Raw genomic sequence first — 25,288 nt, forward strand, 5'->3', positions numbered from 1 at the left:
GGGCGCTCCCCTTCGCCGCGTGCGGCTCATGAAACAACCATATGCTGAATCTTCGCAACATCTCTCGCGCCGTCGTCGTCGGCGGCGGAACCTCGGGCTGGTTCGCCGCGCTGGCGCTGCGACGCATGTTCGCGCCCTCGACCGAGGTGCGGGTGATCGAATCGCCCGCCATCGGCATCGCGGGCCTGGGCGAGGGTGGGCTGCTCAACCTGCTCGATGCGCTGCGCCGCAACGGCATCGACCTCACCGAATTCGTGCAGGAGACAGGCGCGGCCTTCAAGCTGGGCGTTTCCTACGAAGGCTGGCGCACCGGCGCCGAGGACGACCACTACTACCACCTCTTCGGCCGGCCCGGCCTGCAGGAGACCGACTGGATGGAAGCGGGCTTCCATCCGCTGATCTCGGGCATGGTGCACGAGGGCATCGAGCTTCATCGCTACGTGCCGGGCTTCGCCGCCATCGCCGGGAATGCCTCGCAGCGCGACGCGCTTGCGATGCTTCGCCTCGGCGCAAGTTCGGGCCTGTCGGCCTCCTTCCATTTCGACAGCCACAGGCTGGGCGACTACCTGCGTCGCGTGGCAGTCTCGCGCGGCGTGGTGCACCAGCAGGCTCGCGTGGACGAACTGTTGTGCGACGAGCAGGGCATGGCGCGCGCGGTGCGGCTCGAGGGCGTGGAGGAACCCCTCGCGCTCGGCCTGCTGATCGACGCCTCCGGGTTTGCGCGGCTGGGCATCGGAGGGAAGCTCGGCGTGCGCTGGCGCTCTTTCTCGGAACACCTGCTGCTCGACGGCGTCGTGCCTTTCCGCATGCCGCATCCGCAACCCAACCCGTCGCTGGTAACGCGAGCGATCGCAATGCCGTCTGGCTGGATGTGGCAGATGCCGCTGGTCGAGCGCGTCGGCGGGGGCTATGTCTTCAGCAGCGCCCATGCCGACGAGGCGCAGGCCATCTACGAGATCCATCGCCGCGTGGGCCCTGGCGTCGAGCCGATGCGCGCCCTGAAGTTCGAGCCCGGCCACTTCGAGCAGGTGTGGGTCGGCAACGTCATGGCGCTCGGCCTGGCCTCGGGCTTCGTGGACCCCCTGGAGTCGAGTCTCCTCGGGCAGATGCTGGAGCAGCTGCGCAACTTCGAGCGCATCGTCACAGCCGGGGGCGGCGTGGTGCCCGGGCGAGTGATCGAGGGTTTCAACGAAGCCAACGCACGGTGCTGGTCGGGTATCCGCGACTTCCTGCGCATGCACTACGACGGCCCCCGGCGCGATACCGCCTTCTGGCGCGACTTTGCGGACCTGCCCCCGCCGCCAGGCTATGCCGAGCTCAGGCAGTGCTTCCGGCGCCGCACGCCTCGCCCCATCGACCTGCAGAACTACGCCATCCACGGATGGCAGGGAATCTTCCACGCCCTCAACTGGCTCTTCGTGGCCGCGCCGCTGGGCGTGGTGCCGCGCGAAGCGGCCGCAGCCGAACTGCAGGGCCTGCCGTCCGCCAGCCGTGCGCGCGTGGCGGCCTACATCACCCGGATGCGCGAACTCGGCGCAGCCGGCGACTTTTCTTCGAAGGGGGACCGATCCGCGTGAAACCAGGCACACACCTCTGCGCAGCCGCATGGCTGGCCCTTGCAGGCCTGCCCGCGGCGGCGCAGGAATCCGTCGAACTGAAGGCGTCGCGGCGGCTCGCGCCGAGCGCGCTGGCACGGGAGCTGGGGGCGCGGTCCGGCGCTGCGCTGCCCTCCACGCTGCAGGCCCCGCAGGCTCTGCAGGCCGGGCAGGACTCGAAACCCCTGGAGCTGGCCGATGCCGTGCGCCGCGCGGTGGCGCGCCATCCCTCGATCGCCGATGCCGTCGCCACGCTGGCGCAGCAGTCGGGCGGCGTCGAGGTGGCGCGCGCCGGCTACTACCCGCAGGTGAAGCTGGGCATGGGCGCCGGCCTCAACAACAGCGGCAGTTCAGGCGCGGGCCGGGGCCGCGGCAACGGTGTTCTGGCGAGTGCCTCGCTGTCGCAGATGCTCTACGACTTCGGCAAGGTCTCGGGGGCGGTGGACCAGTCCGAGGCGCAGGTGCGGCGCCAGCAGGCCATGGTGCTGCGGCAGATCGACGCCGTCGCGCAGCAGACCGCCGAGGCCGTGGTCAGGGCGCACCGCTATCAGTCGCTCGCCGCGATCGCGCAGGAGCAGGTCAAGGCCGTCGAGAAGGTGCTCGGAACCGCGCGGCTGCGGGCGAAGTCGGGCCTGAGCACCAAGGCCGACCCGCTGCAGGCGGAGTCGCGCGTCGAGAGTGCGCGCGCCAACCTGCTGCAGGTGAAGTCGCTGCTCGCGCAGTCGCGCGAGCGCCTGGCGACGCTGCTGGGTGGTGCGGCCCCGGCGCTGGTCGCGCCGCTTCCGCAACAGCTGGCCAGCGAGCTGCGCATCGACCAGGTGCCGGACGCCGGCCTGCTTCCCGACGTGCTGACCGCCGAGGCCGACCGGCGCGTGGCCGCCGCCCAGCTCGAGATCGCGAAGGCGCAGCGCTATCCGACGCTCAGCCTCGACGTCTCCGCCAACAAGGCCATGGGCGGCGTCAACCCCGCCACGATGGAGCGCAACGGCATGCACCACACGGTGATGTTCAACCTCTCCAGCGCGATCTTCCAGGGCGGCGCCATGGATGCGCAGGTGCGCTCGGCCACCGCCGCCGAGGAGGCCGCGCGCATGCGCATCGATACCGCCCGCCTGAATGCGGGCGACCAGATGCGCAGCTTCCGCGAGCAGGTCGCAGGCGCGCAGGCGCGGCTGGGCGTGCTGGCCGAACGCCGCCGCAGCATCGGCGAGGCGCGCGACCTCTACCGCGAGCAGTACACGCTCGGCACGCGCTCCATCCTCGACCTGCTCAATGCCGAGCAGGAAATCCACCAGGCCGCGGCCGACCAGGAGGCCGTGCTGCACGACCTCTGGGAAAGCCGCATCGGCTACATCGGCGCGACCGGACAGGGCCGCGCCTTCTACGGCCTCGACAACACCACTGTCCAGGGAATGGAACTGCTTCCATGAATCTGCCCCCGCAGTACACCAGCTGGCTCGACGCCATGCTCTACGTCGCCCGCCATTACGGCATCGGCGCCTCGCAGGAGAGCGTGCGCGTCTCGCTGGCCTGGGAGCGCGGCGCGCCGCTGGACACGCTGCTCGACCACATGGCGCGGCACCTGGGGCTCGCGCTGCGGCTCGACGCCTTCTCCAGCGCGCAGCTCGATCCGTGGCGGCTGCCGCTGGTGGTGGAGTTCGACAACGGCGAAGTCGGCGTGGTGCGCACGGCCGACGGCGGCGGGAGGCTGGGCGTGCTGCTCGGCGGCGACCACGGGCTCGAGACCTCGCTGTCTGCCGACGAGCTGAGCCGGCGCGCGAAGCGGGCCGCCATCCTGCGGCCCAACACGGCGGTGCCCGATGCGCGCGTGGACGACTACATCCGGCCCTACCGCTCCGACTGGTTCTGGGCCATCGCCCTGCGCGACTGGCGTCGCTATGGCGACATCATTCTGGCCTCGGTTTTCGCCAACGTGCTGGCGCTGGCCTCGACGATCTTCTCCATGCAGATCTACGACCGAGTGGTGCCCGCGCAGTCGGAACCCACGCTGTGGGTGTTGTTCGGCGGCGTCATGCTGGCCGTCGCCTTCGAGTTCCTGCTGCGCATGTCGCGCACGCACATCTCCGACGTGATCGGCAAGCGCGCGGACCTCAAGGTATCCGACCTCGTCTTCGGCCATGCGCTGCGGGTGCGCACCGACGCGCGCTCCAAGTCCACCGGCTCCTTCATCGCGCAGGTGCGCGAGGTCGAGCAGGTGCGGGAGCTGCTCACCTCCACCACCATCGGCGCGGTGGCCGACCTGCCGTTCTTCGTGCTCTTCCTCGTCGTGCTGTGGCTGGTGGCCGGGCCGCTCGCGCTGGTGGCGCTGGCGGCGGTGCCGCTGCTGGTGATTCCGGGGCTGCTCATCCAGAAGCCGCTGGCGCGGCTGGCCGGCGAAGGCATGCGCGAATCGGCGCTGCGCAACGCGCTGCTGGTGGAGGCCGTCGAAGGCCTGGAGGACATCAAGCTCATGCGCGCCGAGCCGCGCTTCCAGAGCCAGTGGAACCACGCGAACGACGTCGCGGCCGGCGTCAGCATGCGCCAGCGTTTTCTCACGGGCCTGCTCATGACCTGGACGCAGGAGGTGCAGACCATTGTCTACGCGGTGATGCTGCTGGCCGGCTGCTTTCTCGTGATGAGCGGCGACATGACGACCGGCGCGCTGGTCGGTTCATCGATTCTTGCCTCGCGCATGATCGCGCCGCTCGCGCAGCTCTCGGGCGTGTTTGCGCGCTGGCAGCAGGCCAAGGTGGCGCGCGCCGGGCTCGATCAGCTCATGCAGCGGCCTGTGGACCAGCCCGAGCGCGCGCGCCTGGTGCACGTGCCGGCATTGCAGGGGCGCTACAACGTCACGGGCGTGGAGTTCCGCTACGGCAAGGACGACAGGAGCCCCGCGTTCACGGCCGCCCAACTGCAGATACAGCCCGGCGAGAAGGTCGCGCTGCTCGGGCGCATGGGGGCGGGCAAGTCCACGCTGCTGCAGCTGCTGGCAGGCCTGCATGCGCCGCAGCGCGGCCATGTGTCGCTCGATGCGCTCGACATCTCGCTGATCGATCCGTCCGACCTGCGGCGCGACGTGGGGCTGCTGACGCAGAACGCGCGGCTCTTCCACGGCTCGATCCGCGAGAACATCACCATGGGCATGCCACTGGCGACCGACGAGCAGGTGCTGGAGGCCCTCGCCATGGCCGGCGCCTTGCCCTTCGTGCAGTCGCGCTCCGAAGGGCTGGCCGAGATGGTCCACGAAGGTGGCCTCGGCCTCTCGGGTGGCCAGCGGCAGGCGCTGCTGCTCGCGCGCACGCTGATACGCCAGCCTTCGGTCGTGCTGCTGGACGAGCCCACCGCGCACTTCGACGAAGTGACCGAACGCCAGGTCATCGATTCGCTGGGCGACTGGCTGGCGCCTCGCACGCTGGTGGTGGCGACGCACCGCATGCCGGTGCTGCACTGGGTGGACCGGATCATCGTGGTCGATGGCGGACGCGTGGTGATGGATGGTCCGAGGGACCGCGTGATTGGAGAGCTTTCCCATGGCAACAGCAACGCCTGAGGCAGGCCGCCCCCATGCGGGCGGCGGTGCGGTGGTGGTGGCCGACGCCGCGCAGACGGCACAGGCGGCGCAGACGGCACAGGCGGTGCAAGCGGCACAGGCTGCGCAGAAGACGGTCGCCGAGCTGCCCGCGCGGCCGGCCCCGGCCGCGCCCGCCGCACCGGCAGGCACGGCTGCGCCGAACAAGCCGCCAGCCCGGTATCCGGTGGCGTCCACCGCCGCGCGCTACTCGCCGCCGGAGCCGCCGCTGCCGCGTTCGTCGCTGGTCGTCTGGATCGTCGGCGCGGCGCTGCTCGCGCTGCTGGCGTGGGCCTGGTGCTTCGAGCTGGACGAGGTGTCCACCGGCATCGGAAAGGTGGTGCCTTCGTCGAAGGAGCAGATGGTGCAGTCGCTCGAAGGCGGCATCCTGGTCGAGCTGAAGGTGCGCGAGGGCGACATCGTCGAGGAGGGCCAGGTGCTCGCGCAGCTCGACAGGACCAAGACCGAGTCGACCGTGCAGGAGAGCGCGTCCCGCGTGCGCGCGGCGCTGGCCATGTCGGCGCGGCTGACGGCGGAGGTGGGCGGCACGCCGCTGGAGTTCCCGCCCGAGGTGCGGGCCGACCCCGACCTCGTGCGCACCGAGACCGCGCTCTACCGTTCGCGCCGCGAGCAGCTCTCCAGCAGCCTCGCCGGCGTGACGCAGGCGCTGGCCCTGATGCGCAGCGAGCTCGCGCTGACCGAGCCGCTGGTGTCGCGCGGCGCCGCGAGCGACGTGGAGGTGCTGCGGCTGAAGCGCCAGATCAACGAGGCCGAGAGCAAGGCGGTCGACATCCGCAGCCAGTACTACGTGAAGGCGCGCGAGGAGCTCGCCAGGGCCAACGCCGAGATCGAGGCGCAGCGCTCGGTGACGCGCGGGCGCTCCGATTCGCTCACGCGCCTGACCTTCGTCTCGCCGGTGCGCGGCATCGTCAAGGACACCGCGTTGACAACGGTGGGCGGCGTGCTGCCGCCGGGCGGCAAGCTCATGGAGATCGTGCCGCTCGACGAGAAGCTGCTGGTGGAGGCGCGCATCTCGCCGCGCGACGTGGCCTTCATCCATCCGGGGCAGGAGGCGACGGTGAAGGTCACGGCCTACGACTACGCCATCTTCGGCGGCCTGCCGGGCAAGGTGACGACGATCTCGCCCGACACCATCCAGGACGACGTGAAGCGCGACGTGTACTACTACCGCGTGTACATCCGCACCGATGCCGACCACCTGATGAACAGGAGCGGCAGGAGCTTCCCGATCGTGCCCGGGATGATCGCCTCGGTGGACATCCACACCGGCAGCAAGTCGGTGCTCGACTACCTGATCAAGCCGCTCAACAAGGCGCGCGAAGCGCTTCGCGAGCGCTGAAGCCAAGCGACAACAGGAGGGCGACAATGGCCAGGAAGGGCACGACCAAGACGAAGGCACCGGTTCCGGCGCGCAGGCCGGCGATCACGCAGCAGGCGCTCGATGCGCTGGGCACGCGGTTCCGCGCGGCCTTTGCGCAAGGAGACTACGAGAAGGCGCGGGGCTTCGCGGCGCAGGCGTGGGAGGCCACGCACAGCCCGCAGCCGCTGGCCGACGTGGCGCTGTGCCTGCTGCGGCTCGGCCAGCCGCAGCAGGCCTACCACCTCTACCTGCGCATCGTCGGCGAACTCGGGACCGCCAATACCTTCGACGGCCTGGCCGAGGCGGCCGGACAGCTCGGCAAGCGCGACGAGGTGCGCAGGTTCGGCTCCGAGTCGCTGCGCCTGAAGATGCTGGAGGCCGACAAGGAGCAGGCCGCCGCCACGGTGGGCCTGCCTGCGCCGCGCTGCTTCGACGAGCGCAACCGCCATCGCAACCTCATCGCCTTCAGTCTCTTCGGCGGCGACCCGCGCTACTGCGAGATGGCGGTGCTCAACGTGCGGGCCGCGCGCGAGTTCTTCCCGGCGTGGCTGTGCCGCTTCTACGTCGACGACTCGGTGCCGGCCGACGTCTGCGGCCGGCTGATGCGAGAGGGCGCCGCGGTGATCGACGTGCGCTCCATCGGCGGCCAGGACCTGCCGGGGACCATGTGGCGCTTCCTCGCGCTCGACGATCCCGCGGTCGACCGGGTGCAGTTCCGCGATGCCGATTCGCTGCTGTCCACGCGCGACCAGGCGGCGGTGCGCGCGTGGTGCGCGTCCGACCGCTGGTTCCACGTGATGCGCGACTATCACTCGCACACCGAGCTGATGCTCGCCGGCATGTGGGGCGCGTGCGCGGGCGTGCTCTGGGACATGGCGGGCGACATGCGCGCGTACCTGCGCAGCCGGCCTTTTTCGTCGCGTTATGCAGACCAGCATTTCCTGCGCCACCGGGTGTGGAAGGTCGCCCAGCGCAGCCTGCTCATGCACGACGAGTGGTTCGACCTGCCGGGCAGCCAGCCTTTTCCGCCCCACGTGCCGATGACGGTGGACGCGCGCTACGCCCACGTGGGCGCCAATATCGGCGCGCCCTCGATGCATGTGCTGCACGATGCACCCGACGGCACGCAGGTGCGCTGGACCCTGTACGACTCCGCGGGCCAGGCCGTCTGCAGCTACGACGCCGTCGTGCGCGGCAACGGCTACGAGGCCAGCATTCCGGCACCCTACGCCGCCGAGATCTCGGCCGGGCGCTGGAAGGTTGTCACGCGCTGATGCGGCGCGGCGAGGAGGGCGCCGCGGTCAGAAAGGCTCGACCGGCAGCGCGCGCTTGTGCGCGCTCTTGCGATGCGTGGCGAGGATGATGCGCCGCGCCTCGGCCGACACCGGCTTGCCTTCGAGGAAGTCGTCGATCTGCTCGTAGGTCACGCCGAAGGCGTCCTCGTCGGGCTTGCCAGGCACCAGCGATTCGAGGTCGGCCGTGGGCACCTTGTAGACCAGCGCGTCGGGCGCGCCCAGCAGCTGGGCCACGGCGCGCACGCGGCGCTTGTTGAGGCCGGTCAGCGGCGTGATGTCGGCCGCGCCGTCGCCGAACTTGGTGAAGAAGCCCATCAGCGCCTCGGCCGCATGGTCGGTGCCGATGACGATGCCGTCGTGCGCGCCCGCCACCGCGAACTGCGCGATCATGCGCTGGCGCGCCTTGATGTTGCCCAGCACGAAGTCTTCGTGCGCCGCGTCGCGGAACTTCAGGTCGCCTGCCTTCAGCGCCGCGAGCATGGCATCGGCGGCGGGGCGGATGTCTACCGTGACCGTGCGGTCGGGCTTCATCACCACGAGCGAGGCCTGCGCCTCGGCCTCGTCCTTCTGCACGCCGTAGGGCAGCCGCATCGCGATGAAGCTCGCGTCGTAGCCGGTGGCGCGCAGCTTCTCGACCGCGCGCTGCGCGAGGCAGCCGGCGGTCAGCGAATCGACGCCGCCGCTGATGCCCAGCACCAGCGTCTTCAGGCCGGTCTGCTTCAGGTAGTCCGCGAGAAAGTCGACGCGCCGCTCCAGTTCGCGGGCTGCGTCGAAGACGGGCGCGACATGCAGCGCCGCGATGATTTCGCGCTGCGTGTCGTCGACGGGAGACAGATCTGCACTCATGGGGTTTGCTCGTGTGAAGGGGATCAGAAGTCCACAAGGCTGAGGCCGATGCTCAGCACGGTGCGCTTGCGGTTGTAGTCCACCAGCGTGTCGCCGTAGCCCGAGAACAGCTGCGTGTGGAAGCGCAGGTTGCTCTTGGTCGGATCGCCGATGGCCTTGAGCCACTCGAGGCGGATCGAGCCTCGGCCGCTGTCGCGCAGGTTGTTGCGCACGGTCACGGCGAGCTGGTTGTCGCGGTTGAGGTTCCAGCGGCCGGTGATTTCGGCGCGGCCGTAGTAGTCGGCGATGTCGGGGTTGTCGTCCTTCGCGGCGCTCTCGGAGATGCGCTTCCAGATGCGGCCGGTGATGGTGAAGCGGTCGTCCAGCTCGGCGCCGCCCATCAGGTACACGCGGTTCCAGCTGCGCGACAGCGGCAGGCTCTGGCCGTTCGACTGGTGCACGATGCCCAGCCCCGAATAGCGCCAGCGCCAGCCGCCCGGCAGCTTGAAGTCGGTCGGGTAGACGTACATCAGCTCGGGCTCGTGGTCGGTGGTGCGGAAGGGGCGCGAGATGGAGCCGTTGAAGAGTTGCCAGGTCGACTGCTGGCTGTAGGCGAACCACAGCGAGTCTTTTTTCACCGGGTCGTTCTGCGTGAGCATGCCCTGCGCGAGCTTGGTGCGCACCGACAGGCCGATGCGCATCTCGTTGGCCTGATAGGCCACTGGGTCGGCGGTGTGGCCGGCCGAAGGCGAGGTGGGCGTGTCGGGCTTCCTGGTGGCGGCCGATGCCGACACGTTGAGCGGGCGATAGCCGCGGAAGCCGAAGGTGCCGCAGTCGGTGGCGTTCTCCAGTTCCCAGAAGCGCGAGAGCGCCGAGTACTGGCGGTCGCGGCAGCCCTCGGTGGTGGCCACCGAGACCACGCGCGTGGCGGGAACCGTTCCATCGACCGGCGGCTGCGTGCTCGCGAGCACCGGCGGGGCGGCCGGCACCGCCGCGGCGGGCAGCGTCTGCTGCTGCGCCCATCGGTCGAAGCAGGCCAGTCGCGCCTCGTTGTTGGCGCCCAGCGCGGCGCACTGTTGCCAGGTGAGCTGCGAATCCGCCAGCGGGCTCGCGGGCTTGTCCACCGCCTGCGCATGGGCCATGCCCGCCGCGCCGCCGAGGCATGCGGCCACGGCCGCGAGCGTGTTGAACCTGAAGCGAGATCGCGGCGAGATGGTGGTCGTCTTCGTCATTGCTTCTTTCCTTCCTGTGACGCCGGCGGCGCCGTCTTGCTGAGCACGAACGGGTGCGTGCTCTCGTCGGCCGCATTGCGCCACGTGCCCCTGAATTCGCGACCGCACGATCCGGTCTGCAGCTTGCCCGACCACACGCCGCTGATGGCGCGGCCGTCCTGCGACTCGTCGATGGAAAGCGCGCCTTCGTCGTCCACGTCGCCCGCGAGCTGCGCGACCGTGGCCTTCGCCGGGTTGGCGCCGTTGCGCGTGATGGTGCCGCGCACGCCGTCGTAGTCGGGGTGCTTGCCCAGCTGCACGACGGCCACGGCGGGCAGGTTGTCGAAGCGCGCTTCCCATTTGCCGTAGAGCGATTCCAGCGGCAGGTCGCGAGCGTCCGCGGGGCAGTCGGCGCTGCCGCCGCGCATCGAGGCGCAGCCGGCCAGCGCGATGAGCGCGCCGGCCAGCAGCGCGGCGGTTGCGGTGGTCTTCTTCGTCGTCATCGTCTTCATCGTCGTCATGACCCCGCCGCGGCGGCGGCGGCCTTGGCTGCGCTGTCCTGCGCCTTGCGCGCGAACTCGGCGCGCAGCGCCTTGAGCTTCTCGCGCGGGTCTTCCTTGGTGGTGGTCTTGTCCAGGCCCATCTCGGCAATGAAGCGGCTGGGCACGCAGGGCACCATCTCGCGGCCCTGCTTGCGCTTCTTGGTCCAGCTCACGGCCAGGCTGCGCTGCGCGCGGGTGATGCCCACGTACATCAGGCGGCGCTCTTCCTGCAGGCGCTGCAGCGTGTCCTCGCTCACCTGCTGCTGGCGGCCGTTGTCGTCGTCGAGCTTGAAGGGCAGCAGGCCCTCGCTCACGCCGATGAGCATCACGTGCGGCCATTCGAGGCCCTTGGAGGCGTGCAGCGTGGAGAGCGTGACCACGTCCTGGTCTTGCTCGCGCTCGCTGATGGTGGACAGCAGCGAGATGGTCTGCGCCACCTCGAGCAGGCTCTTGCGCTCGCTCTCGATGCCGCCGCTGTCGGCGCCCGAGGCGTCGTCGAGCGTGCCGCCGGCGCGCTGCGACATCCAGTCGACGAACTCCAGCACGTTGGTCCAGCGCGAGGCCGCGGCGGCTTCGCTGTCCTCGCCGTCGTACAGGTGCTTCTCGTAGTCGATCTCCTTGAGCCAGTCGAGCATGAAGGTGCGCGAGTCTTCCGCGCCCATGGTGCGGCGCGCGCGGTATTCGAGGTCGTTGATGTAGCGGCCGAACTCATGGATGCCCTCCAGCGTGCGCTTGGGCATCACGCTGGGCAGCGAGGGGCTGAAGAGCGCCTCGAACAGGCTCAGCTTGTACTGGCTCGCGAAGGTGCCGAGGCTGGCGAGCGTGGTGTGGCCGATGCCGCGCTTGGGCGTGGTGATGGCGCGCAGGAACGCAGGGTCGTCGTCGTTGTTGACCCACAGGCGGAACCAGCCGCACAGGTCCTTGATCTCGGCACGGTCGAAGAAGCTCTGGCCGCCGGAGACCTTGTACGGGATCTGCGCCTTGCGCAGCGCCTGCTCGAACACGCGCGCCTGGTGGTTTGCGCGGTAGAGGATGGCGAAGTCGCGGTACTCCTTGTACTGCTTGCCCTGCGTGGTGGCCTCGCCCGCGCGGATGCTCACGATGCGCGCCACTGCGCGCTCGGCCTCGTGCACCTCGCTGTCGGCGTCGACGATGCGCACCGGCTCGCCTTCGCCGAGCTCGGAGAACAGCGTCTTCGGAAAGAGCTTGGGGTTGGGCCCGATCACGTTGTTGGCCGCGCGCAGGATGGCGCTGGTGGAGCGGTAGTTCTGCTCCAGCTTGATGACCTTGAGCGCCGGGTAGTCGACCGGCAGCTTGCGCAGGTTGTCCAGCGTGGCGCCGCGCCAGCCGTAGATGGACTGGTCGTCGTCGCCCACCGCGGTGAAGTGGCCGCGCTCGCCGGCCAGGGCCCTGAGCACGTCGTACTGCGTGGCGTTGGTGTCCTGGTATTCGTCGACCAGGATGTGGCCCATCATCGCCTGCCACTTGGCGCGCACTTCCGGGAATTCGTAGAGCAGCTTCAGCGGCATGCCGATGAGGTCGTCGAAGTCCACGCTCTGGTAGGCCAGCAGGCGCTCCTCGTAGCGGGCCATGATCTTCGCGGTGATGCGCTCGTTGTCGTCGGCGGCCTGCGCCTCGGCCTGCGCCGAGGTCAGGCCCATGTTCTTCCACTTGCTGATGGTCCACTGCCAGATGCGGGCGGTGGCCGCGTCGGTGGTGCCGCCGGCGTCCTTCAGGATCTTCGTCACGTCGTCGGCGTCGAGGATGCTGAACGCGTTCTTCAGGCCCAGCACGCCGCCGTCCTCGCGCATCATGCGCACGCCCAGTGCGTGGAAGGTGCACACCACCACCTTGCGCGCGTCCTTGCCGATGAGGTCTTTCGCGCGCTCGCGCATTTCGGCCGCGGCCTTGTTGGTGAAGGTGATGGCCGCGATGCGCTGCGGCTCGATGCCCGACTGGATCAGCCGGCCGATCTTGTGGGTGATGACCCGCGTCTTGCCCGAGCCCGCGCCCGCGAGCACCAGGCAGGGACCGCTCATGTAGTTGACCGCTTCGAGCTGCGCGGGATTGAGTCCGTGAGACATGGGAGAAAAAGAGAACCGAGGGAACCGGGAGAGCCGAGAAAAACGCCGTGGGGAACGGCTGGCGCAAAGCGGCCAATGATACGGGGCCGGCCCCACCGGGGTTGTAGGCCGGCGGCGCCGATCCGGCCAACCGGCGGTGGCAACGACAATGGGGCGTGCTGCCTGTATTCCTTGTTACTTTCCCTTTCTTCGCGCTGATCGCGGCCGGCTACGGCGCTGCGCGCGCCCGCATCCTGCCGCTGGACGCCATTCCCGGCCTCAACACCTTCGTGCTGTATTTCGCGCTGCCGTGCATGCTGCTGCGCTTCGGCGCGGGCACGCCCATCGGGCAGCTGCTGGACGGCAGCGTCGCACTGGTTTGGGGCATCTGCGCGCTGGCGGTGGTTGCGGGCGTCGTGGCCTTCACACGCAACGCGCGCGTGGGCTGGAACGACGCCGCGTTCGGCGCGCTGGTGGCGGCGTTTCCGAACACCGGCTTCATGGGCGTGCCGCTGCTGGTGGCCATCCTCGGCGCGCAGGCGGCGGGGCCGATCATCATCACGATCGCGTTCGACCTGGTCGTCACTTCGTCGCTGTGCATCGCGCTGTCGCGGCTCGACGGGGCCGGTGGCGCCGGGCGGCACGGCGCCATGCTGGCCGCGCGCAAGGCGCTGCGCGGAATTCTCGTGAACCCGATGCCGTGGTCGATCCTGCTGGGCGTGCTGCTGTCGGCCGCGCGCTGGCCGCTGCCGGGGCCCGTCGAGCGCACCATCGCCATGCTGGCCGACGCGGCCTCGCCGGTGGCGCTCTTCACCATCGGCGCGGTGCTGGCCCGCTCGGCGCTGCTGGCGCGCGAGCACGACGCCAGCGCGGCGGTGGCCGAAGCGATGGGCGCCACCGGCCGCATGGGGGCAGCCAAGGCGCTCAAGGCCCCCTGGAGCGACGTGCTGCCGGTGGTGGCGGTGAAGCTGCTCGCGCATCCGCTGCTGGTGTGGGCCCTGGGGCTGGGCGCCATCGCGCTGGGGCTGCCGCTTTCGCAGCCGGCGCTCGTCACCATCGTGCTGGTCGCGGCGCTGCCGAGCGCGAGCAACGTGTCGATGCTGGCCGAGCGCTTCGGCGCGGACAACGGGCGCATCGCCCGCATCATCCTGTGGACGACGGTGATTGCCTTCCCGAGCTTCCCGCTCGCCGTGAGCGCGCTACGGGGTTAGCACGCCGAGCTTGAAGGGGTCGGCATCGGCGAGCCGCTCGCACTTCGAGAAATCGCGGCCTTGCGTGCCGTCGCAGTAATAGGTGTTGTAGACGCGGCCGAAGAGCGTGGGGCTCGCGGTGAAGAGCACGCCGTGGTCGGGCTGCCAGTTGTCCCTGGCCGCCGCTGGCGCCGCGCTGGTCTCCATGGCCTTGGCGGAAGCCGACGTGGGCGTGAACTCGGCCAGCGTCTTGTGGGCCTCGTCGCCGCGCCAGCGTATTGCCAGCTCGGCGGGGGTGGGGCGCTGCGCCACGGGCAGCAGGATGCCGTTGACCTGCAGGCCGTAGCCGAAGCGGTGGGTCCTGCCGGCCAGGAAGGCGTAGGCGCAGGCCGCCATGCACTGGCCGCGCACCTCGGTCTGCACGCCGCTCGCGCGGATGGCGTCGGCGAATGCGCCGGCTGCTTCGGCGGTACCGCCGAAAGAGTCCTCGAAGACCACGGTATGGACTGTTCCGCTGCCGAGCTGCTCGGTGAACTCCTTGATCATGGTGCCGTCGAGCATGCCCGACACCACGAGGCGGCTGCCCTGCAGTTCCAGCTCGGCGGCCGGGGCCGATGGCACGGCGAAGGCAAGGACGAGGCCGGCGAGGCCCGATGCCAGCGAGAGGGACCAACCAGGGAGGAACGGCGGTTTCACGGTGACCTACCTTTGCAACCAGTGAGCGAGGCAGTTTGGAGTTCGCAATCCGCGGCGGGTTCGCGTCTTTACAGCTTGAGCAGCGCCGGGGTGCGTCGTCAACTCTTTTTTCACAAATTTGCGGTAGTTCCGGGCATGTCGTAAGACATAGCTATCCGCTACCACTTCAGATGAATGCTTGGGTTTGCAGGTGCGCTGCTACAGTGCTTCCAAGTCAAAGATGTGAATGGGGCGCGCGATGGCAATTCTGGTTCGCATCCTTCTGTGGCTGGCCTGGCTCTCGGCGGTCGGCTGGTTCTGGCATGCCGGCAAGTTCGGCACCGCCACGGCGATCGCGCTCGCCGCGCTGAGCCTTGTGGTGTTCGCATGGCCCGTGAGCGTCGCGCGGCGCAGGCACAACGAACTTCGCTACGTGGACATGGGCAAGGAGCCGACCGGCTACCACTGAAACCGCGGTCTGAGGGCCGACCGCGCCCGCACGCTCAGATGCTGTGCGGATCGACGTCGATCAGCCAGCGGATCACGCCCTTGCCCTGCGGCGTTCGCCTCAGTTCGTGCAGCAGCGGCTGCCACGCCGCAAGCAGCTTCTGCAGCGCGGCGCGCGAGGGGCTTTCGATCAGCATCTGCGCGCGCTCCACGTTCGCCACGCGCTGTATCGCCAGCGGCACCGCCGGATAGCGTGTGACCACGTCCGCGCCCGGCAGCGACTCGGCCTGGTCGGCCGCCGTGTTCAGGAAACCCTGCGCCACCGACTGTTCGCGCGCGTCGGCCCGCAGCAGCGCCTGGAACGCGAAGGGCGGCATTCCGGCGGCGCGGCGCTCGTCGAGCTGCTGCGCGGCGAAGGCGGTGTAGTCGTGCCTGCGCAGCGCCATGAAGAGCGGGTGCTGCGCGTGGTGCGTCTGTATCCACATCTCGGCCGTTGCGCCCTGCGCTGCGAGGTACGCGGCGTCGCGGCCCGCGCGGCCGGCCGACTGCATCAGCAGGCTGAAGAGCCGCTCCGGCGCGCGGAAGTCGCTGGAGAACAGCGCGCCGTCGGGGTTCACCGCGGCCACCAGCGTGATGCGGCGGAAGTCGTGGCCCTTGGCGATCATCTGCGTGCCCACCAGCACGTCGACCTCGCCCGCGTGCACGGCCGCGAGCTGCGATTCGAGCGCGCCCTGCTTCTTGGTGCTGTCGGCGTCGATGCGCGCGATGCGAACCGCACTGCCGTCGGGCCGCTTCACCGACGAGAACAGCTCCGCCAGATGCTCCTCGAGCCGCTCGGTGCCGCGGCCCACGGGCGCGATGTCGGGGTTGCCGCAGGCCGGGCAGGCGCGCGGCACGCGCTCGGTGAAGCCGCAGTGGTGGCAGCGCAGCGTGCGGTCGATCTTGTGGAACACGCGGTACGCGCTGCAGTGCGGGCATTCGCTCTTCCAGCCGCAGTCGCCGCACGCCAGCACCGGCGCATAGCCGCGCCGGTTGAGGAAGATCATGCTCTGCTCGCCGCGCGCGATGCGCTGGCCGATCGCGTCGAGCAGCGCGCCCGAGATCACCGTCTTCGGCGGCTGCAGGTTCATGTCGACCAGCCGCACGGCCGGCAGCTCGCCCGCGCCGATGCGCGAGGGCATGGCCAGCCGCACGTAGCGCCCGCCGGGGTCTTCGCCCTCGGCGGGGCGGCTCTGGTGCCAGCTTTCGAGCGAGGGCGTGGCCGAGCCCAGGATCACCCGTGCCTTCTCGCGCTGGCCGCGCCACACGGCGAGGTCGCGCGCGGAATAGCGCGCGCCTTCCTGCTGCTTGTAGCTGGGGTCGTGTTCCTCGTCGACCACGATGAGCTTCAACGCCGGTATCGACGCGAACACCGCCATGCGCGTGCCCAACACGATGCGCGCCGCGCCGCTGTGCGCCGCGAGCCAGCTCGCCAGGCGCTGCGGGTTGGTCATGCCGCTGTGCAGCGACACCACCGCCTCCTCGCCGAAGCGCGCCTTGAAGCGGGCTTCGAGCTGCGGCGTGAGGTTGATCTCGGGCACCATCACCAGCGCCTGAGCCCCGGGCTCGCGCGCGAGCAGGTCGGCCACGCAGCGCAGGTACACCTCCGTCTTGCCGCTGCCGGTGCTGCCGGCCAGCAGGAAGGTGCCTGTTCCCTCCTCGATGCGCGCCAGCACGGCGGTCTGCTCGGCGCTCAGTGCCACCGGGTTCGACGACTCGGCCGTCTGCGCGACCGGCCCGGCCGCGCTCTTGCGCTTGAGCCGGCGTGCGAGCTGCGCCGTCGACAGGTCGCGCAGCTGCGGCGGCAGGGCGGCCAGCGCGATCTCGCCGATGGAGCGCTGGTAGTAGCGCGCGGCGAAAGCCACGAGGTCGCGCCAGCCCTCTCCCAGCGGCGCGAGCGCGTCGAGCGCCGCGCCCACCGGCTTGAGCGTCATGTCGGGCTCAGCGCCCACGAGCGATACCGGCTCGTTCCAGACCACGCCCAGCACCTCGCGCTTGCCCAGCGGAACGCGCACCAGCGTGCCGGGCGGCAGGGGCTCGGCGCCGGCGTAGCTCAGCAGGTCGCCGAGCGCGGCGTGCGCGGGCGTCTGCACGGCGATGTCGAGCCGCCACGGCAGCGCCGGCGGGGCGCCGTTCGTCGGCTGGAGGGGCTCGTCGAGAGGCAGTCCGGCGGTGGAGATGGGAAGTCCTTCTTGGGGCGGTTTGTTAAAAAGTCTTCGAGCAAGGGCGCTTAAGTCATTGATTTTTCAGCGCTTTGGGCCTCATCCAGAGTTCCTGTGGATAACTTTGTTGACAAGCGGGCTGGACTCGCTGCCAAGCCTTGAAAATCAAGGCTCCGGCTGGATTGCCCGGAAAAAAAGCAAAGTTCAAACTCTATATAAATCAACGACTTAGCTTTGCTATCTCTTTGGAAGCAAGGAAGATGGGTAACCCGGAAATCTTGCGCACTGCAACACGTGTTTTGTGCATAAGTGCGGATGCATATACCGTTTTTGCGCTTGACAAACGGCCGCGGGCCGACTTCTCAAGGCTGCTGCGCCTGCGCCGACCGGTTCAGGCCGATAACAATTTCAGCCACGCATCGCCCGCGACTTCGCGTGCACCGCGGCCACCAGCGCCGCCACGTGCTCCGGCGGCGTGAACTGGCTGATGCCGTGGCCCAGGTTGAAGATGTGCGTCGGACCCTGGGTCGTGCGGTCGGCATGCGGCTTGCCGAAGGCTTCCAGCACCTTGGCCACTTCGGCCTCGATCTGCGCGGGCGGCGCGAACAGCACGTTCGGGTCGATGTTGCCCTGCAGCGCCTTGGCCGTGCCGTCCGTGCCCTCTGCGACCCTGCGGCGCGCGGCGCCCAGGTTGACGGTCCAGTCCACGCCCAGCACCTCGCAGTCGAGCGCGCGCATGTCGTCCAGCCACAGGCCGCCCCCCTTGGTGAAGACGATGCGCGGCACCGGCTGGCCGTCGGCGCCGGTGCGTTTCAGGCCGGCCAGCACGCGGGCCGTGTAGGCGAGGCTGAATTCCTGGAACGCGCCGTCGGCCAGCACGCCGCCCCAGCTGTCGAACACCATCACGGCCTGCGCGCCGGCGTCGATCTGGGCGTTGAGATACGCGGCCACCGAGTCGGCGTTGACCGCGAGGATGCGGTGCATCAGGTCGGGGCGGCCGTAGAGCATGCTTTTGACCAGCCGGTAGTCGCTGGAGCCCGCGCCTTCCACCATGTAGCAGGCCAGCGTCCACGGGCTGCCCGTGAATCCGATCAGCGGCACCCGGCCGTTCAGAGCCTTGCGGATCGAGGCCACGGCGTCGAACACATAGCGCAGCTTTTCCATGTCGGGCACCTCTAGCGCCCCCACCGCCGCCTCGTCGCGCACCGGGCGCGCGAAGCGCGGGCCCTCGCCGGCCTCGAACGACAGGCCGAGGCCCATCGCGTCGGGCACCGTCAGGATGTCGGAGAAAAGAATGGCAGCGTCCAGCGGATAGCGCTCCAGAGGCTGCAGCGTGACCTCGGTCGCGTAGCCGGTGTTGGTGGCCAGCCCCATGAAGCTGCCCGCCTTGGCGCGGGTGGCCACGTACTCCGGCAGGTAGCGGCCGGCCTGGCGCATCAGCCAGACGGGCGTGTGGTCGGTGGCCTGGCGCCAGCAGGCTCGCAGGAAAGTGTCGTTTTGCAGGGGGGCGAAGGGCATCGGGCGATTGTCGCAGGGGTGTGTCCTGGCCTCCCAGGCGACCGATTTGGCCACTGCAACCCCGGATCGCCGTCGTGCGCGGCCTCCCACGGCAGCGACGCCTCGCAGGCCGGCGACTCGAGAACGGCTACACCACGGGGACGGTCGTCGAGTGCGATGGGGGGCTGCGGCTGGTGTGATGCCCGCCGGCCTTTGCCCGGGCCTCGGCATTGGCCTACGGCACGGGTGCGACCGAGCCGACCCGCGATGCGTGAAGGCGCTCCTAGCCTGCGGCGGATGAATCAACCCGGCACAGGAGATCACGCATGAACACACGCCAGACGGATACCCGCGTGCGGCATCGCCGCATTCAGCTGGGCGAGGTCGACACCTTCTATCGCGAAGCCGGTCCGGCCGATGCGCCCGCCGTGCTGCTGCCGCACGGCTACCCATGCTCGTCCTACGAGTTCCGCGAGCTCATGCCGAGGCTGGCCGACCGCTGGCGGCTGGTCGCGCCCGACTATCCGGGCTTCGGCTACAGCGCCACGCCGGAAGACTTCGACTACAGCTTCGACGGCTACGCGGCCTTTCTCGACCGTTTCGTGAAGGCGCTGGATATCCAGCGCTTCGCGCTCTACCTGCACGACTTCGGCTCGCCGATCGGCGCGCGCCTGGCGATCATGGCGCCCGAGCGCGTGGCGGCCCTCGTCATCCAGAACGGCGACATCCCTTACGAGGACGCGCTGGGGCCCAAGTACGCCGAGATCGAACAGACTTGGACGCTGCCCGCGCGGCAGATGCGCGAGCAGCTGTCCAAGGCGATCACCGAAGAGATCTTCAAGGAGGAGTTTCTGAACGCGGTGCGCCCCGAGCTCGCGCAACGCATTCCGCCCGACCTGTGGAAGCTGCACTGGTCGCTGATGACGCCGGAGCGCAAGGAGGTAGCGGTCGACCTGATCGCGGGGCTGAAGGAGAACCGCGCCTGGTTCCCGCGGCACCGAAAGTACCTCGCCACGCACCGCCCACCCACGCTGATCGTGTGGGGCCCGCAGGATCACTACATGCCGGAGCAATCAGGGCGCGCGTACCTCCGCGACCTGCCCGAGGCCGAGTTCCATCTGCTCGACGGCGGCCATTGGCTGCTGGAAACTCATCTCGACGAGGTGGAGGCGTTGATGCGGGCCTTTCTGGGGCGGGTGCACGCCCCTGCATGACGCGCTCGTGAGCGCTTCGGTTCATCGGCACACGGGCCCGAAGAACGAAATGTTTTGTTGAAAAGACAGCGCCAGATACACAGCGATACGCAGGGCCGGGAGAACGGCGGCCGGAGGGGCGACATTCGGGTCCGCCAACCCCTCCACCCTCAGTCACTCAGGAAATCCAATGTCAACGTCGTTCCAACTGCCCCGCAGAAACTTTCTCGCCGCAACGGCCCTCGGTGCCGCGGCCGCGCAGCTCGCAGCGCTCACGCCAGCCTTCGCGCAGGCCGCCACAGGCTCGTCTTCCAGGCGCCTCGAGCCGCTCAAGAGCATCGATGCCGGCACGCTCAGCATCGGCTACTACGAGGCGGGTCCGGCCGACGGCGCGCCGGTGATCCTGCTGCATGGCTGGCCCTACGACATCCACATGTTCGTCGACGTGGCTCCGGCACTCGCGGCGGCGGGCTTCCGGGTCATCGTGCCGTACCTGCGCGGCTACGGCACCACGCGCTTCCTGTCGGCGGACACGCCGCGCAACGGGCAGCAGTCGGTGGTCGCGGTGGACATCATCGCGCTGATGGACGCTCTGAAGATCCAGGTCGCCACCGTCGCCGGCTGCGACTGGGGCGCGCGCACGGCCTGCATCATGGCCGCGCTGTGGCCGCAGCGCGTGAAGGCGCTGGTGTCGGTGAGCGGCTACCTCATCGGCAGCCAGGAGGCCGGCAAGGTGCCGCTGCCGCCGCAGGCCGAGCTGCAGTGGTGGTACCAGTACTACTTCGCGACCGAGCGCGGCCGCGCGGGCTACGAGAAGAACCGCCACGACTTCGCCAAGCTGATCTGGCAGACGGCGTCGCCCAAGTGGAACTTCGACGCGGCCACCTTCGACCGCAGCGCCGTGGCGCTGGACAACCCCGACCACGTGGCGATCACGGTCCACAACTACCGCTGGCGACTCGGCCTCGTCGAAGGCGAGGCGAAGTACCAGGCGCTGGAGGACCGGCTCGCCAAGGCGCCGGTGATCGGCGTGCCCACCATCACGCTCGAAGGCGACGCCAACGGCGCGCCGCATCCGGAGCCCAGCGCCTATGCGAAGAAGTTCTCGGGGCGCTACGAGCATCGGCTGGTCAGCGGCGGCATCGGCCACAACCTGCCGCAGGAAGCGCCCGAGGCCTTCACGAAGGCCGTGATCGACGCCGCGCGAGGCTGATGAAGCCTGGAGCTCAGGAGCAATCGCCATGTGGAACATCCATCAGGCCTACATCGACGGCGCCTTCGTGCCCGTGCAGGGCAGCGAGCGGCTGGAGATCGTCAGCCCGGCCACCGGCCAGCCTATCGGCACCGTGACGCTGGCGAACCGCGACGACGCGAAGCGCGCGATCGAGGCCGCGAGCCGCGCGCAGCCAGTGTTGGCGGCCAGTACCAAGGCGCAGCGCATCGACATGCTCAGGCGCCTCGAAGCCGCCGTGCTCGCGCGCACCGAGCAGATCTGCGAAGCCACCATCGAGGAGTACGGCGGTCCGCTGGCCCGCTCGCGATGGGTCAGCAACTACGCCTCGCAATGCTTTGCCGACACGGCGCGCATGCTGGAAGGCTACGAGTTCGAGCGCCGCATGGGCGACGCCATCGTGCGCATGGAGCCGGTCGGCGTCGCCGGCCTCATCGCGCCCTGGAACAGCACCGCCGGGAGCATCTGCAGCAAGCTGGCCTCGGCCATCGCCGCGGGCTGCGCATCGGTGATCAAGCCCAGCGAGTTCAGTCCGCTGCAGGCACAGGTCGTGACCGAGGCGCTGCACGAGGCCGGCCTGCCGGCGGGCGCGGTCAACGTGCTGCTCGGGCGCGGCGGCGACGTGGGCGACGAGATCGCCACCCATCCGGCTATCGCCAAGATTTCGTTCACCGGCTCCACGGCCACCGGCAAGCTCATCGCACGCGCGGGCCTGGACACGCTCAAGCGCGTGAGCCTCGCGCTCTCGGGCAAGTCGGCCACCGTGGTGCTGGACGATGCCGACCTGCCGGCGGTGCTGCCCATGGCGCTGGGCGCGGCCTTCATGAACAACGGCCAGGCCTGCGTGGCGGGCACGCGCCTGCTGATTCCCAACCCGCAGATGGCGCAGGCCATCGAGCTCTTGCGCGCGGCGGCTGCGGCCATGCGCGTGGGCGATCCGCGCGACCCCGCCACCGCGGTCGGGCCGCTGGCGAGCAAGGCGCAGTTCGAGCGGGTGCAGCGCTACATCCGCCGCGGGCTCGAGCAGGGCGCGACGCTCGTGGCCGGCGGCGAGGGCCGCCCGGATGGCTTCGACAAGGGCTGGTTCGTGCGGCCCACCGTGTTCGCGAACGTGCGCAACGACATGGACATCGCGCGCGAGGAGATCTTCGGGCCGGTGCTCTCGGTGATCGGCTACGACGGCGAGGACGAGGCGGTGGAGATCGCCAACGACTCGCCGTACGGCCTGCAGGCTTATGTCTTCTCCTCGCAGCAGCAGCGCGCGCTGGATGTGGCTTCGCGGCTGCGCGCCGGCACGGTGCTGGTCAACCGGGTCACGCCCGAGCTGAGCGCGCCCTTCGGAGGCGTGAAGCAGTCGGGCATCGGCAGGGAGTTCGGGCTCTTCGGCATGGAGGCCTTCCTGGAACCGAAGACGGTGGCTGTCGCGCAGCCGGGCTGAAGCCGCGCGGGGGCGGCAAGGAGGGGTGGGGCAGGCGCTATCCTGCCTCATGCTTTCTACAAAATCCGCTTCCGTCGCGTTGAACGCCGGCAGGAGGCAATCGAGGGCCTGGGCGTGGCTCTTCTGCGTCCCGATCTTGCTGTGCATCGCGCTCGGCTCATGCCCGGCGTTCGCGCAGACGAAGACGGCCCTCGTGCCCGTGCCGCCGATGAAGACGCGCGTGGTCGATCTCACGAACACGCTGAGCGCGGGCGATGCCGACGCGCTGCGCAACGACATCTCGGAGCTCGAGAGCAGCACGCAGGCGCAGCTCGCGGTGCTGATCGTGCCGACGACGGGCCAGGAGGCGATCGAGCAATACGCCACGCGCGTGTTCGCGCGCTGGAAGCTGGGCCGCAAGGACGAGGACGACGGCGTGCTGGTGCTCGTCGCGCTGAAGGACCGCCGGATGCGCATCGAGGTCGGCAAGGGCCTCGAAGGCACGATCACCGACATCCAGGCGTCCTCCGTCATCGACCGGCAGATGGTGCCGCGCTTTCGCGAGGGCGACTACGCGGCCGGCCTGAAGGACGCGGTGCGCGCGCTGTCGCGGTTGATCGGCGCGCCGGCGGCATTGCCGGACACGCTCGCATCGGACAGCTCGCCCACGCCGCTGCCGGTGGACGAAGACCCTGTGCCGGCGGCATCCGGCGGGGGGCTCACGCCCGAAGGCAAGGCCTTCCTCGGCGTCATGCTGTGGAGCATCGGCGTGGGGGCGTGGCATGGGCTGGGCGCGGGGCCGCTGGTCGGCACGCGCCGCCGCGCCGCGCGGCCGCCTTCGCGCGGCAAGCGTTCGGGCAAGCGCGGTCGCCGCGTGCAGCGGCCCGAGCCCTGGGCGCAGGCGCTGCGGGAGATCGAACCCGAAGCGCCCGCCAGGCCGCGCGACTGGCGGCTCGTGCTCGGCCTGGTCGGCGCGGGTCCGCTGGGCGGGGCGGCCATGCTGCTGAACCCGTTCATGGCAATGGCCCTGGCGATTCCCGCGCTCTTCCTCTACGGCCTCGGCTACCTCTGCGGCCGCGTGAAGGAGGTGGCCTATGTGCTCGGCGGCATCGCGGCGGTGATCGCGGCGCTGGCGTGCATCGCCTTCATGGTCGGCGGCGAGGCCTTCTGGCCCGGCTTCCTGTGGGCGCTGGGCATCGGCGGCGCGGGCCTGCTGGCCACGGTCATCGTCTTCGGCGTCCGCAACACCTGGCGCGACGGCAGCGCGTGGGGCTTCGTGATCCGCTGGATCGTGGTGGCGGGCGTGGCCGTTGCAGCGGTGGCGATCACCGAGCCCGGACCGTTCCCAGGCGAGACGTGGATCCCGGTGGCCGTCGCGACCGTGCTGGCGCTGCTGTTCATGTTCGTGTTCCCGATCTTCGGCTCGGGCAGCAGCGATGGCGACAACTCCGACAGCGGCTGGAGCAGCGGCTCGTCGAGCAGTTCTTCGAGCAGCAGTGGCAGCAGTTCGTCGGGCAGTTCCTCGTCCGGCGGAGGCGGCTCCAGCAGCGGAGGCGGCGCCTCGGGCAGCTGGTAGTAGCCGTCGATCAGACCACCGGTACGCGCCCGGCGTCGGCCGGATTCACGTTGCGGCGGTACAGCACCAGCGTGGCGATCAGGCCGCACACTGCGGCGCCCGTCATCCACAGGCCCGGCGCACCCTTGTCGCCGGTCATCTCGATAAGCCCCGTGGCGATGGCCGGCGTGAAGCCGCCGAAGATCGCGGTGGCCAGGCTGTAGGCCAGCGAGAAGCCGGCGGTGCGCACGTTGACCGGCATCACCTCGGTGAGCGCGACCACCATCGCGCCGTTGTAGCTTGCGTACAGGAACGACAGCCACAGCTCCACTTCGAGCATGCGCGCGAAGCTCGGCGCGCCCACCAGCCACTTGAGTGCCGGGTAGGCCGTGAGGATGGTCAGCACCGTGAACACGATCAGCAGCGGCTTGCGGCCCACGCGGTCGGACAGCGCGCCCATGACCGGCAGCCAGAAGAAGTTGGAGATGGCCACGCACAGCGTGACGATCAGCGCGTCGGTGGTGCTCAGGTGCAGCACGGCCTTGCCGAAGGTGGGCGTGTAGACGGTGATCAGGTAGAACGACACCGTGGTCATCGACACCAGCATCATCCCGGCGATGACGAGGCCCCAGTTGGCGACCATCGAGCGGAAGATCTCGCGCGCGTCGGGGCGGTGCTTGCGCGCCATGAACTCCTCGGTCTCCTGCAGCGAGCGGCGGATGATGAACAGCACCGGCACGATCAGGCAGCCCACGAAGAAGGGAATGCGCCAGTAGAAGTCGCCGATCTCCTGCGGCGTGAAGGTCACGTTGAGCCAGTAGCCCAGCGCGGCCGCCACGACGATGGCCACCTGCTGGCTGGCCGACTGCCAGCTCACGTAGAAGCCCTTGTGGCCCGGCGTCGCCATCTCCGACAGGTACACCGACACGCCGCCGAGCTCCACGCCGGCCGAGAAGCCCTGCAGCAGCCGGCCGATGAGCACGAGCACCGGGGCCGCGAGGCCGATGGTCGCGTAGGCCGGCACGCAGGCGATCAGCAGCGTGCCCAGCGCCATCAGCGCGAGCGTGACGATCAGGCCCTGGCGGCGGCCCACGCGGTCGACGTAGGCGCCCAGGAAGATCGCGCCCAGCGGCCGCATCAGGAAGCCGGCGCCGAAGGTCATGAAGGTCAGCATCAGCGAGGCGAACTCGTTGCCGGCCGGGAAGAAGGCCTTCGAGATCTGCGTGGCGTAGAAGCCGAACAGGAAGAAGTCGAACATCTCCATGAAGTTGCCGCCCGTCACGCGCAGGACGGTGGCGAACTTGGAGGAGGAAGCGGTGGAGGCGCGGGCAGCGTTGCCCTTTTGCGCGGCGCTGGGCGCAGGATTCATCTTGTTGTCCCCTTGGGCAGTACTGGCGATGTG

19 protein-coding genes are annotated in these 25,288 nt (G+C 69.6%); 11 read left to right on the top strand and 8 right to left on the bottom strand.

Annotated elements, in window-relative coordinates; translation table 11 throughout:
* The first annotated feature begins 41 nt into the window (after positions 1 to 41).
* Genes ABL844_RS03825 through ABL844_RS03845 form a run of 5 tightly spaced genes read left to right on the top strand, consistent with a single transcriptional unit; the run spans position 42 to position 7,818 of the window.
* Positions 42 to 1,577 (top strand): tryptophan 7-halogenase, encoded by a 1,536-nt coding sequence (locus ABL844_RS03825; RefSeq protein ID WP_418130521.1) that lies wholly within the window; start codon positions 42 to 44, stop codon positions 1,575 to 1,577.
* A complete protein-coding gene (locus tag ABL844_RS03830) occupies positions 1,574 to 3,025 on the top strand; it encodes a TolC family outer membrane protein (protein WP_418130522.1) in 1,452 nt (483 codons plus the stop codon). Before ABL844_RS03825 ends, ABL844_RS03830 begins: the two co-directional genes overlap by 4 nt.
* Positions 3,022 to 5,145: a type I secretion system permease/ATPase gene (locus ABL844_RS03835; protein ID WP_418130523.1), complete on the top strand. Its 2,124-nt coding sequence runs from the start codon at positions 3,022 to 3,024 to the stop codon at positions 5,143 to 5,145. The genes ABL844_RS03830 and ABL844_RS03835 overlap by 4 nt, the downstream gene beginning before the upstream one ends.
* Positions 5,126 to 6,523: an HlyD family efflux transporter periplasmic adaptor subunit gene (locus ABL844_RS03840; RefSeq protein WP_418130524.1), complete on the top strand. Its 1,398-nt coding sequence runs from the start codon at positions 5,126 to 5,128 to the stop codon at positions 6,521 to 6,523. Before ABL844_RS03835 ends, ABL844_RS03840 begins: the two co-directional genes overlap by 20 nt.
* A 26-nt stretch (positions 6,524 to 6,549) precedes the next feature.
* The gene (locus ABL844_RS03845; protein ID WP_418130525.1) at positions 6,550 to 7,818 is read left to right on the top strand and encodes a tetratricopeptide repeat protein; all 1,269 of its coding nucleotides are present in this window, start codon (positions 6,550 to 6,552) and stop codon (positions 7,816 to 7,818) included.
* 27 nt (positions 7,819 to 7,845) lie between these two features.
* Here the strand turns inward: ABL844_RS03845 and nadE are convergent, their stop codons facing one another.
* From nadE to ABL844_RS03865, 4 genes are read right to left on the bottom strand one after another with little or no spacing between them, the layout of a single operon-like run.
* Positions 7,846 to 8,685: an ammonia-dependent NAD(+) synthetase gene (gene nadE, locus ABL844_RS03850; RefSeq protein WP_126021614.1), complete on the bottom strand. Its 840-nt coding sequence runs from the start codon at positions 8,683 to 8,685 to the stop codon at positions 7,846 to 7,848.
* 23 nt (positions 8,686 to 8,708) lie between these two features.
* Positions 8,709 to 9,896 carry a phospholipase A gene (locus ABL844_RS03855; RefSeq protein WP_126021613.1) on the bottom strand — a complete coding sequence of 396 codons (1,188 nt, stop codon included), beginning with the start codon at positions 9,894 to 9,896 and terminating at the stop codon, positions 8,709 to 8,711.
* Entirely contained in the window at positions 9,893 to 10,378 is a 486-nt protein-coding gene (locus ABL844_RS03860; RefSeq protein WP_418124202.1) for a hypothetical protein, read from the bottom strand. Before ABL844_RS03860 ends, ABL844_RS03855 begins: the two co-directional genes overlap by 4 nt.
* Positions 10,379 to 10,392: 14 nt before the next feature.
* The gene (locus tag ABL844_RS03865) at positions 10,393 to 12,501 is read right to left on the bottom strand and encodes an ATP-dependent helicase (RefSeq protein WP_126021612.1); all 2,109 of its coding nucleotides are present in this window, start codon (positions 12,499 to 12,501) and stop codon (positions 10,393 to 10,395) included.
* A 155-nt stretch (positions 12,502 to 12,656) separates the two neighbouring features.
* Here ABL844_RS03865 and ABL844_RS03870 point away from each other — a divergent pair, with 155 nt between their 5' ends.
* Positions 12,657 to 13,691, top strand: coding sequence for an AEC family transporter (locus tag ABL844_RS03870; protein ID WP_369659749.1), 1,035 nt, complete (start codon positions 12,657 to 12,659; stop codon positions 13,689 to 13,691).
* Here ABL844_RS03870 and ABL844_RS03875 read toward each other — a convergent pair.
* Positions 13,680 to 14,366 (bottom strand): hypothetical protein, encoded by a 687-nt coding sequence (locus ABL844_RS03875; RefSeq protein WP_240650585.1) that lies wholly within the window; start codon positions 14,364 to 14,366, stop codon positions 13,680 to 13,682. The genes ABL844_RS03870 and ABL844_RS03875 overlap by 12 nt on opposite strands.
* Positions 14,367 to 14,604: 238 nt before the next feature.
* On the opposite strand from ABL844_RS03875, the gene ABL844_RS03880 reads away from it, so the two are divergent.
* A complete protein-coding gene (locus ABL844_RS03880; RefSeq protein ID WP_126021610.1) occupies positions 14,605 to 14,814 on the top strand; it encodes a hypothetical protein in 210 nt (69 codons plus the stop codon).
* Between the two features lie 34 nt (positions 14,815 to 14,848).
* Here the strand turns inward: ABL844_RS03880 and ABL844_RS03885 are convergent, their stop codons facing one another.
* Both ABL844_RS03885 and hemE read right to left on the bottom strand, forming a co-directional pair.
* Positions 14,849 to 16,924, bottom strand: a complete 2,076-nt coding sequence (locus ABL844_RS03885) for a primosomal protein N' (protein ID WP_311736973.1) — start codon at positions 16,922 to 16,924, stop codon at positions 14,849 to 14,851.
* Positions 16,925 to 17,401: 477 nt separating this feature from the next.
* Complete coding sequence (hemE, locus tag ABL844_RS03890) at positions 17,402 to 18,511, bottom strand: uroporphyrinogen decarboxylase (RefSeq protein ID WP_126021608.1); 1,110 nt, start codon at positions 18,509 to 18,511, stop codon at positions 17,402 to 17,404.
* A 305-nt stretch (positions 18,512 to 18,816) separates the two neighbouring features.
* Between hemE and ABL844_RS03895 the strand changes: the two genes are divergently transcribed.
* The 4 genes from ABL844_RS03895 to ABL844_RS03910 all read left to right on the top strand — a co-directional run bounded on the left by ABL844_RS03895 (position 18,817) and on the right by ABL844_RS03910 (position 23,907).
* Positions 18,817 to 19,704 (top strand): alpha/beta fold hydrolase, encoded by an 888-nt coding sequence (locus ABL844_RS03895; RefSeq protein WP_418124208.1) that lies wholly within the window; start codon positions 18,817 to 18,819, stop codon positions 19,702 to 19,704.
* 169 nt (positions 19,705 to 19,873) lie between these two features.
* Positions 19,874 to 20,896, top strand: a complete 1,023-nt coding sequence (locus tag ABL844_RS03900; protein WP_369659746.1) for an alpha/beta fold hydrolase — start codon at positions 19,874 to 19,876, stop codon at positions 20,894 to 20,896.
* A 28-nt stretch (positions 20,897 to 20,924) separates the two neighbouring features.
* Positions 20,925 to 22,352 carry an aldehyde dehydrogenase family protein gene (locus ABL844_RS03905; protein ID WP_418130526.1) on the top strand — a complete coding sequence of 476 codons (1,428 nt, stop codon included), beginning with the start codon at positions 20,925 to 20,927 and terminating at the stop codon, positions 22,350 to 22,352.
* 136 nt (positions 22,353 to 22,488) lie between these two features.
* Positions 22,489 to 23,907 carry a TPM domain-containing protein gene (locus ABL844_RS03910; protein ID WP_418130527.1) on the top strand — a complete coding sequence of 473 codons (1,419 nt, stop codon included), beginning with the start codon at positions 22,489 to 22,491 and terminating at the stop codon, positions 23,905 to 23,907.
* A 10-nt stretch (positions 23,908 to 23,917) separates the two neighbouring features.
* On the opposite strand, the gene ABL844_RS03915 is transcribed toward ABL844_RS03910, so the two are convergent.
* Positions 23,918 to 25,255, bottom strand: coding sequence for an MFS transporter (locus ABL844_RS03915; protein WP_184634397.1), 1,338 nt, complete (start codon positions 25,253 to 25,255; stop codon positions 23,918 to 23,920).
* Between the last annotated feature and the right edge of the window lie 33 nt (positions 25,256 to 25,288).

The organism is Variovorax sp. 278MFTsu5.1 (assembly GCF_048305045.1).
In the GTDB taxonomy this organism is placed as follows: Bacteria; Pseudomonadota; Gammaproteobacteria; order Burkholderiales; family Burkholderiaceae_C; genus Variovorax; species Variovorax guangxiensis.

Coding starts and splice junctions, on each gene's coding strand:
- ABL844_RS03835 (WP_418130523.1), top strand. CDS start 3,022: ATGAATCTGCCCCCGCAGTACACCAGCTGGCTCGACGCCATGCTCTAC.
- ABL844_RS03905 (WP_418130526.1), top strand. CDS start 20,925: ATGTGGAACATCCATCAGGCCTACATCGACGGCGCCTTCGTGCCCGTG.
- ABL844_RS03880 (WP_126021610.1), top strand. CDS start 14,605: ATGGCAATTCTGGTTCGCATCCTTCTGTGGCTGGCCTGGCTCTCGGCG.
- ABL844_RS03860 (WP_418124202.1), bottom strand. CDS start 10,378: ATGACGACGAAGAAGACCACCGCAACCGCCGCGCTGCTGGCCGGCGCG.
- ABL844_RS03865 (WP_126021612.1), bottom strand. CDS start 12,501: ATGTCTCACGGACTCAATCCCGCGCAGCTCGAAGCGGTCAACTACATG.
- ABL844_RS03845 (WP_418130525.1), top strand. CDS start 6,550: ATGGCCAGGAAGGGCACGACCAAGACGAAGGCACCGGTTCCGGCGCGC.
- ABL844_RS03825 (WP_418130521.1), top strand. CDS start 42: ATGCTGAATCTTCGCAACATCTCTCGCGCCGTCGTCGTCGGCGGCGGA.
- ABL844_RS03915 (WP_184634397.1), bottom strand. CDS start 25,255: ATGAATCCTGCGCCCAGCGCCGCGCAAAAGGGCAACGCTGCCCGCGCC.
- ABL844_RS03840 (WP_418130524.1), top strand. CDS start 5,126: ATGGCAACAGCAACGCCTGAGGCAGGCCGCCCCCATGCGGGCGGCGGT.
- nadE (WP_126021614.1), bottom strand. CDS start 8,685: ATGAGTGCAGATCTGTCTCCCGTCGACGACACGCAGCGCGAAATCATC.
- hemE (WP_126021608.1), bottom strand. CDS start 18,511: ATGCCCTTCGCCCCCCTGCAAAACGACACTTTCCTGCGAGCCTGCTGG.
- ABL844_RS03855 (WP_126021613.1), bottom strand. CDS start 9,896: ATGACGAAGACGACCACCATCTCGCCGCGATCTCGCTTCAGGTTCAAC.
- ABL844_RS03900 (WP_369659746.1), top strand. CDS start 19,874: ATGTCAACGTCGTTCCAACTGCCCCGCAGAAACTTTCTCGCCGCAACG.
- ABL844_RS03895 (WP_418124208.1), top strand. CDS start 18,817: ATGAACACACGCCAGACGGATACCCGCGTGCGGCATCGCCGCATTCAG.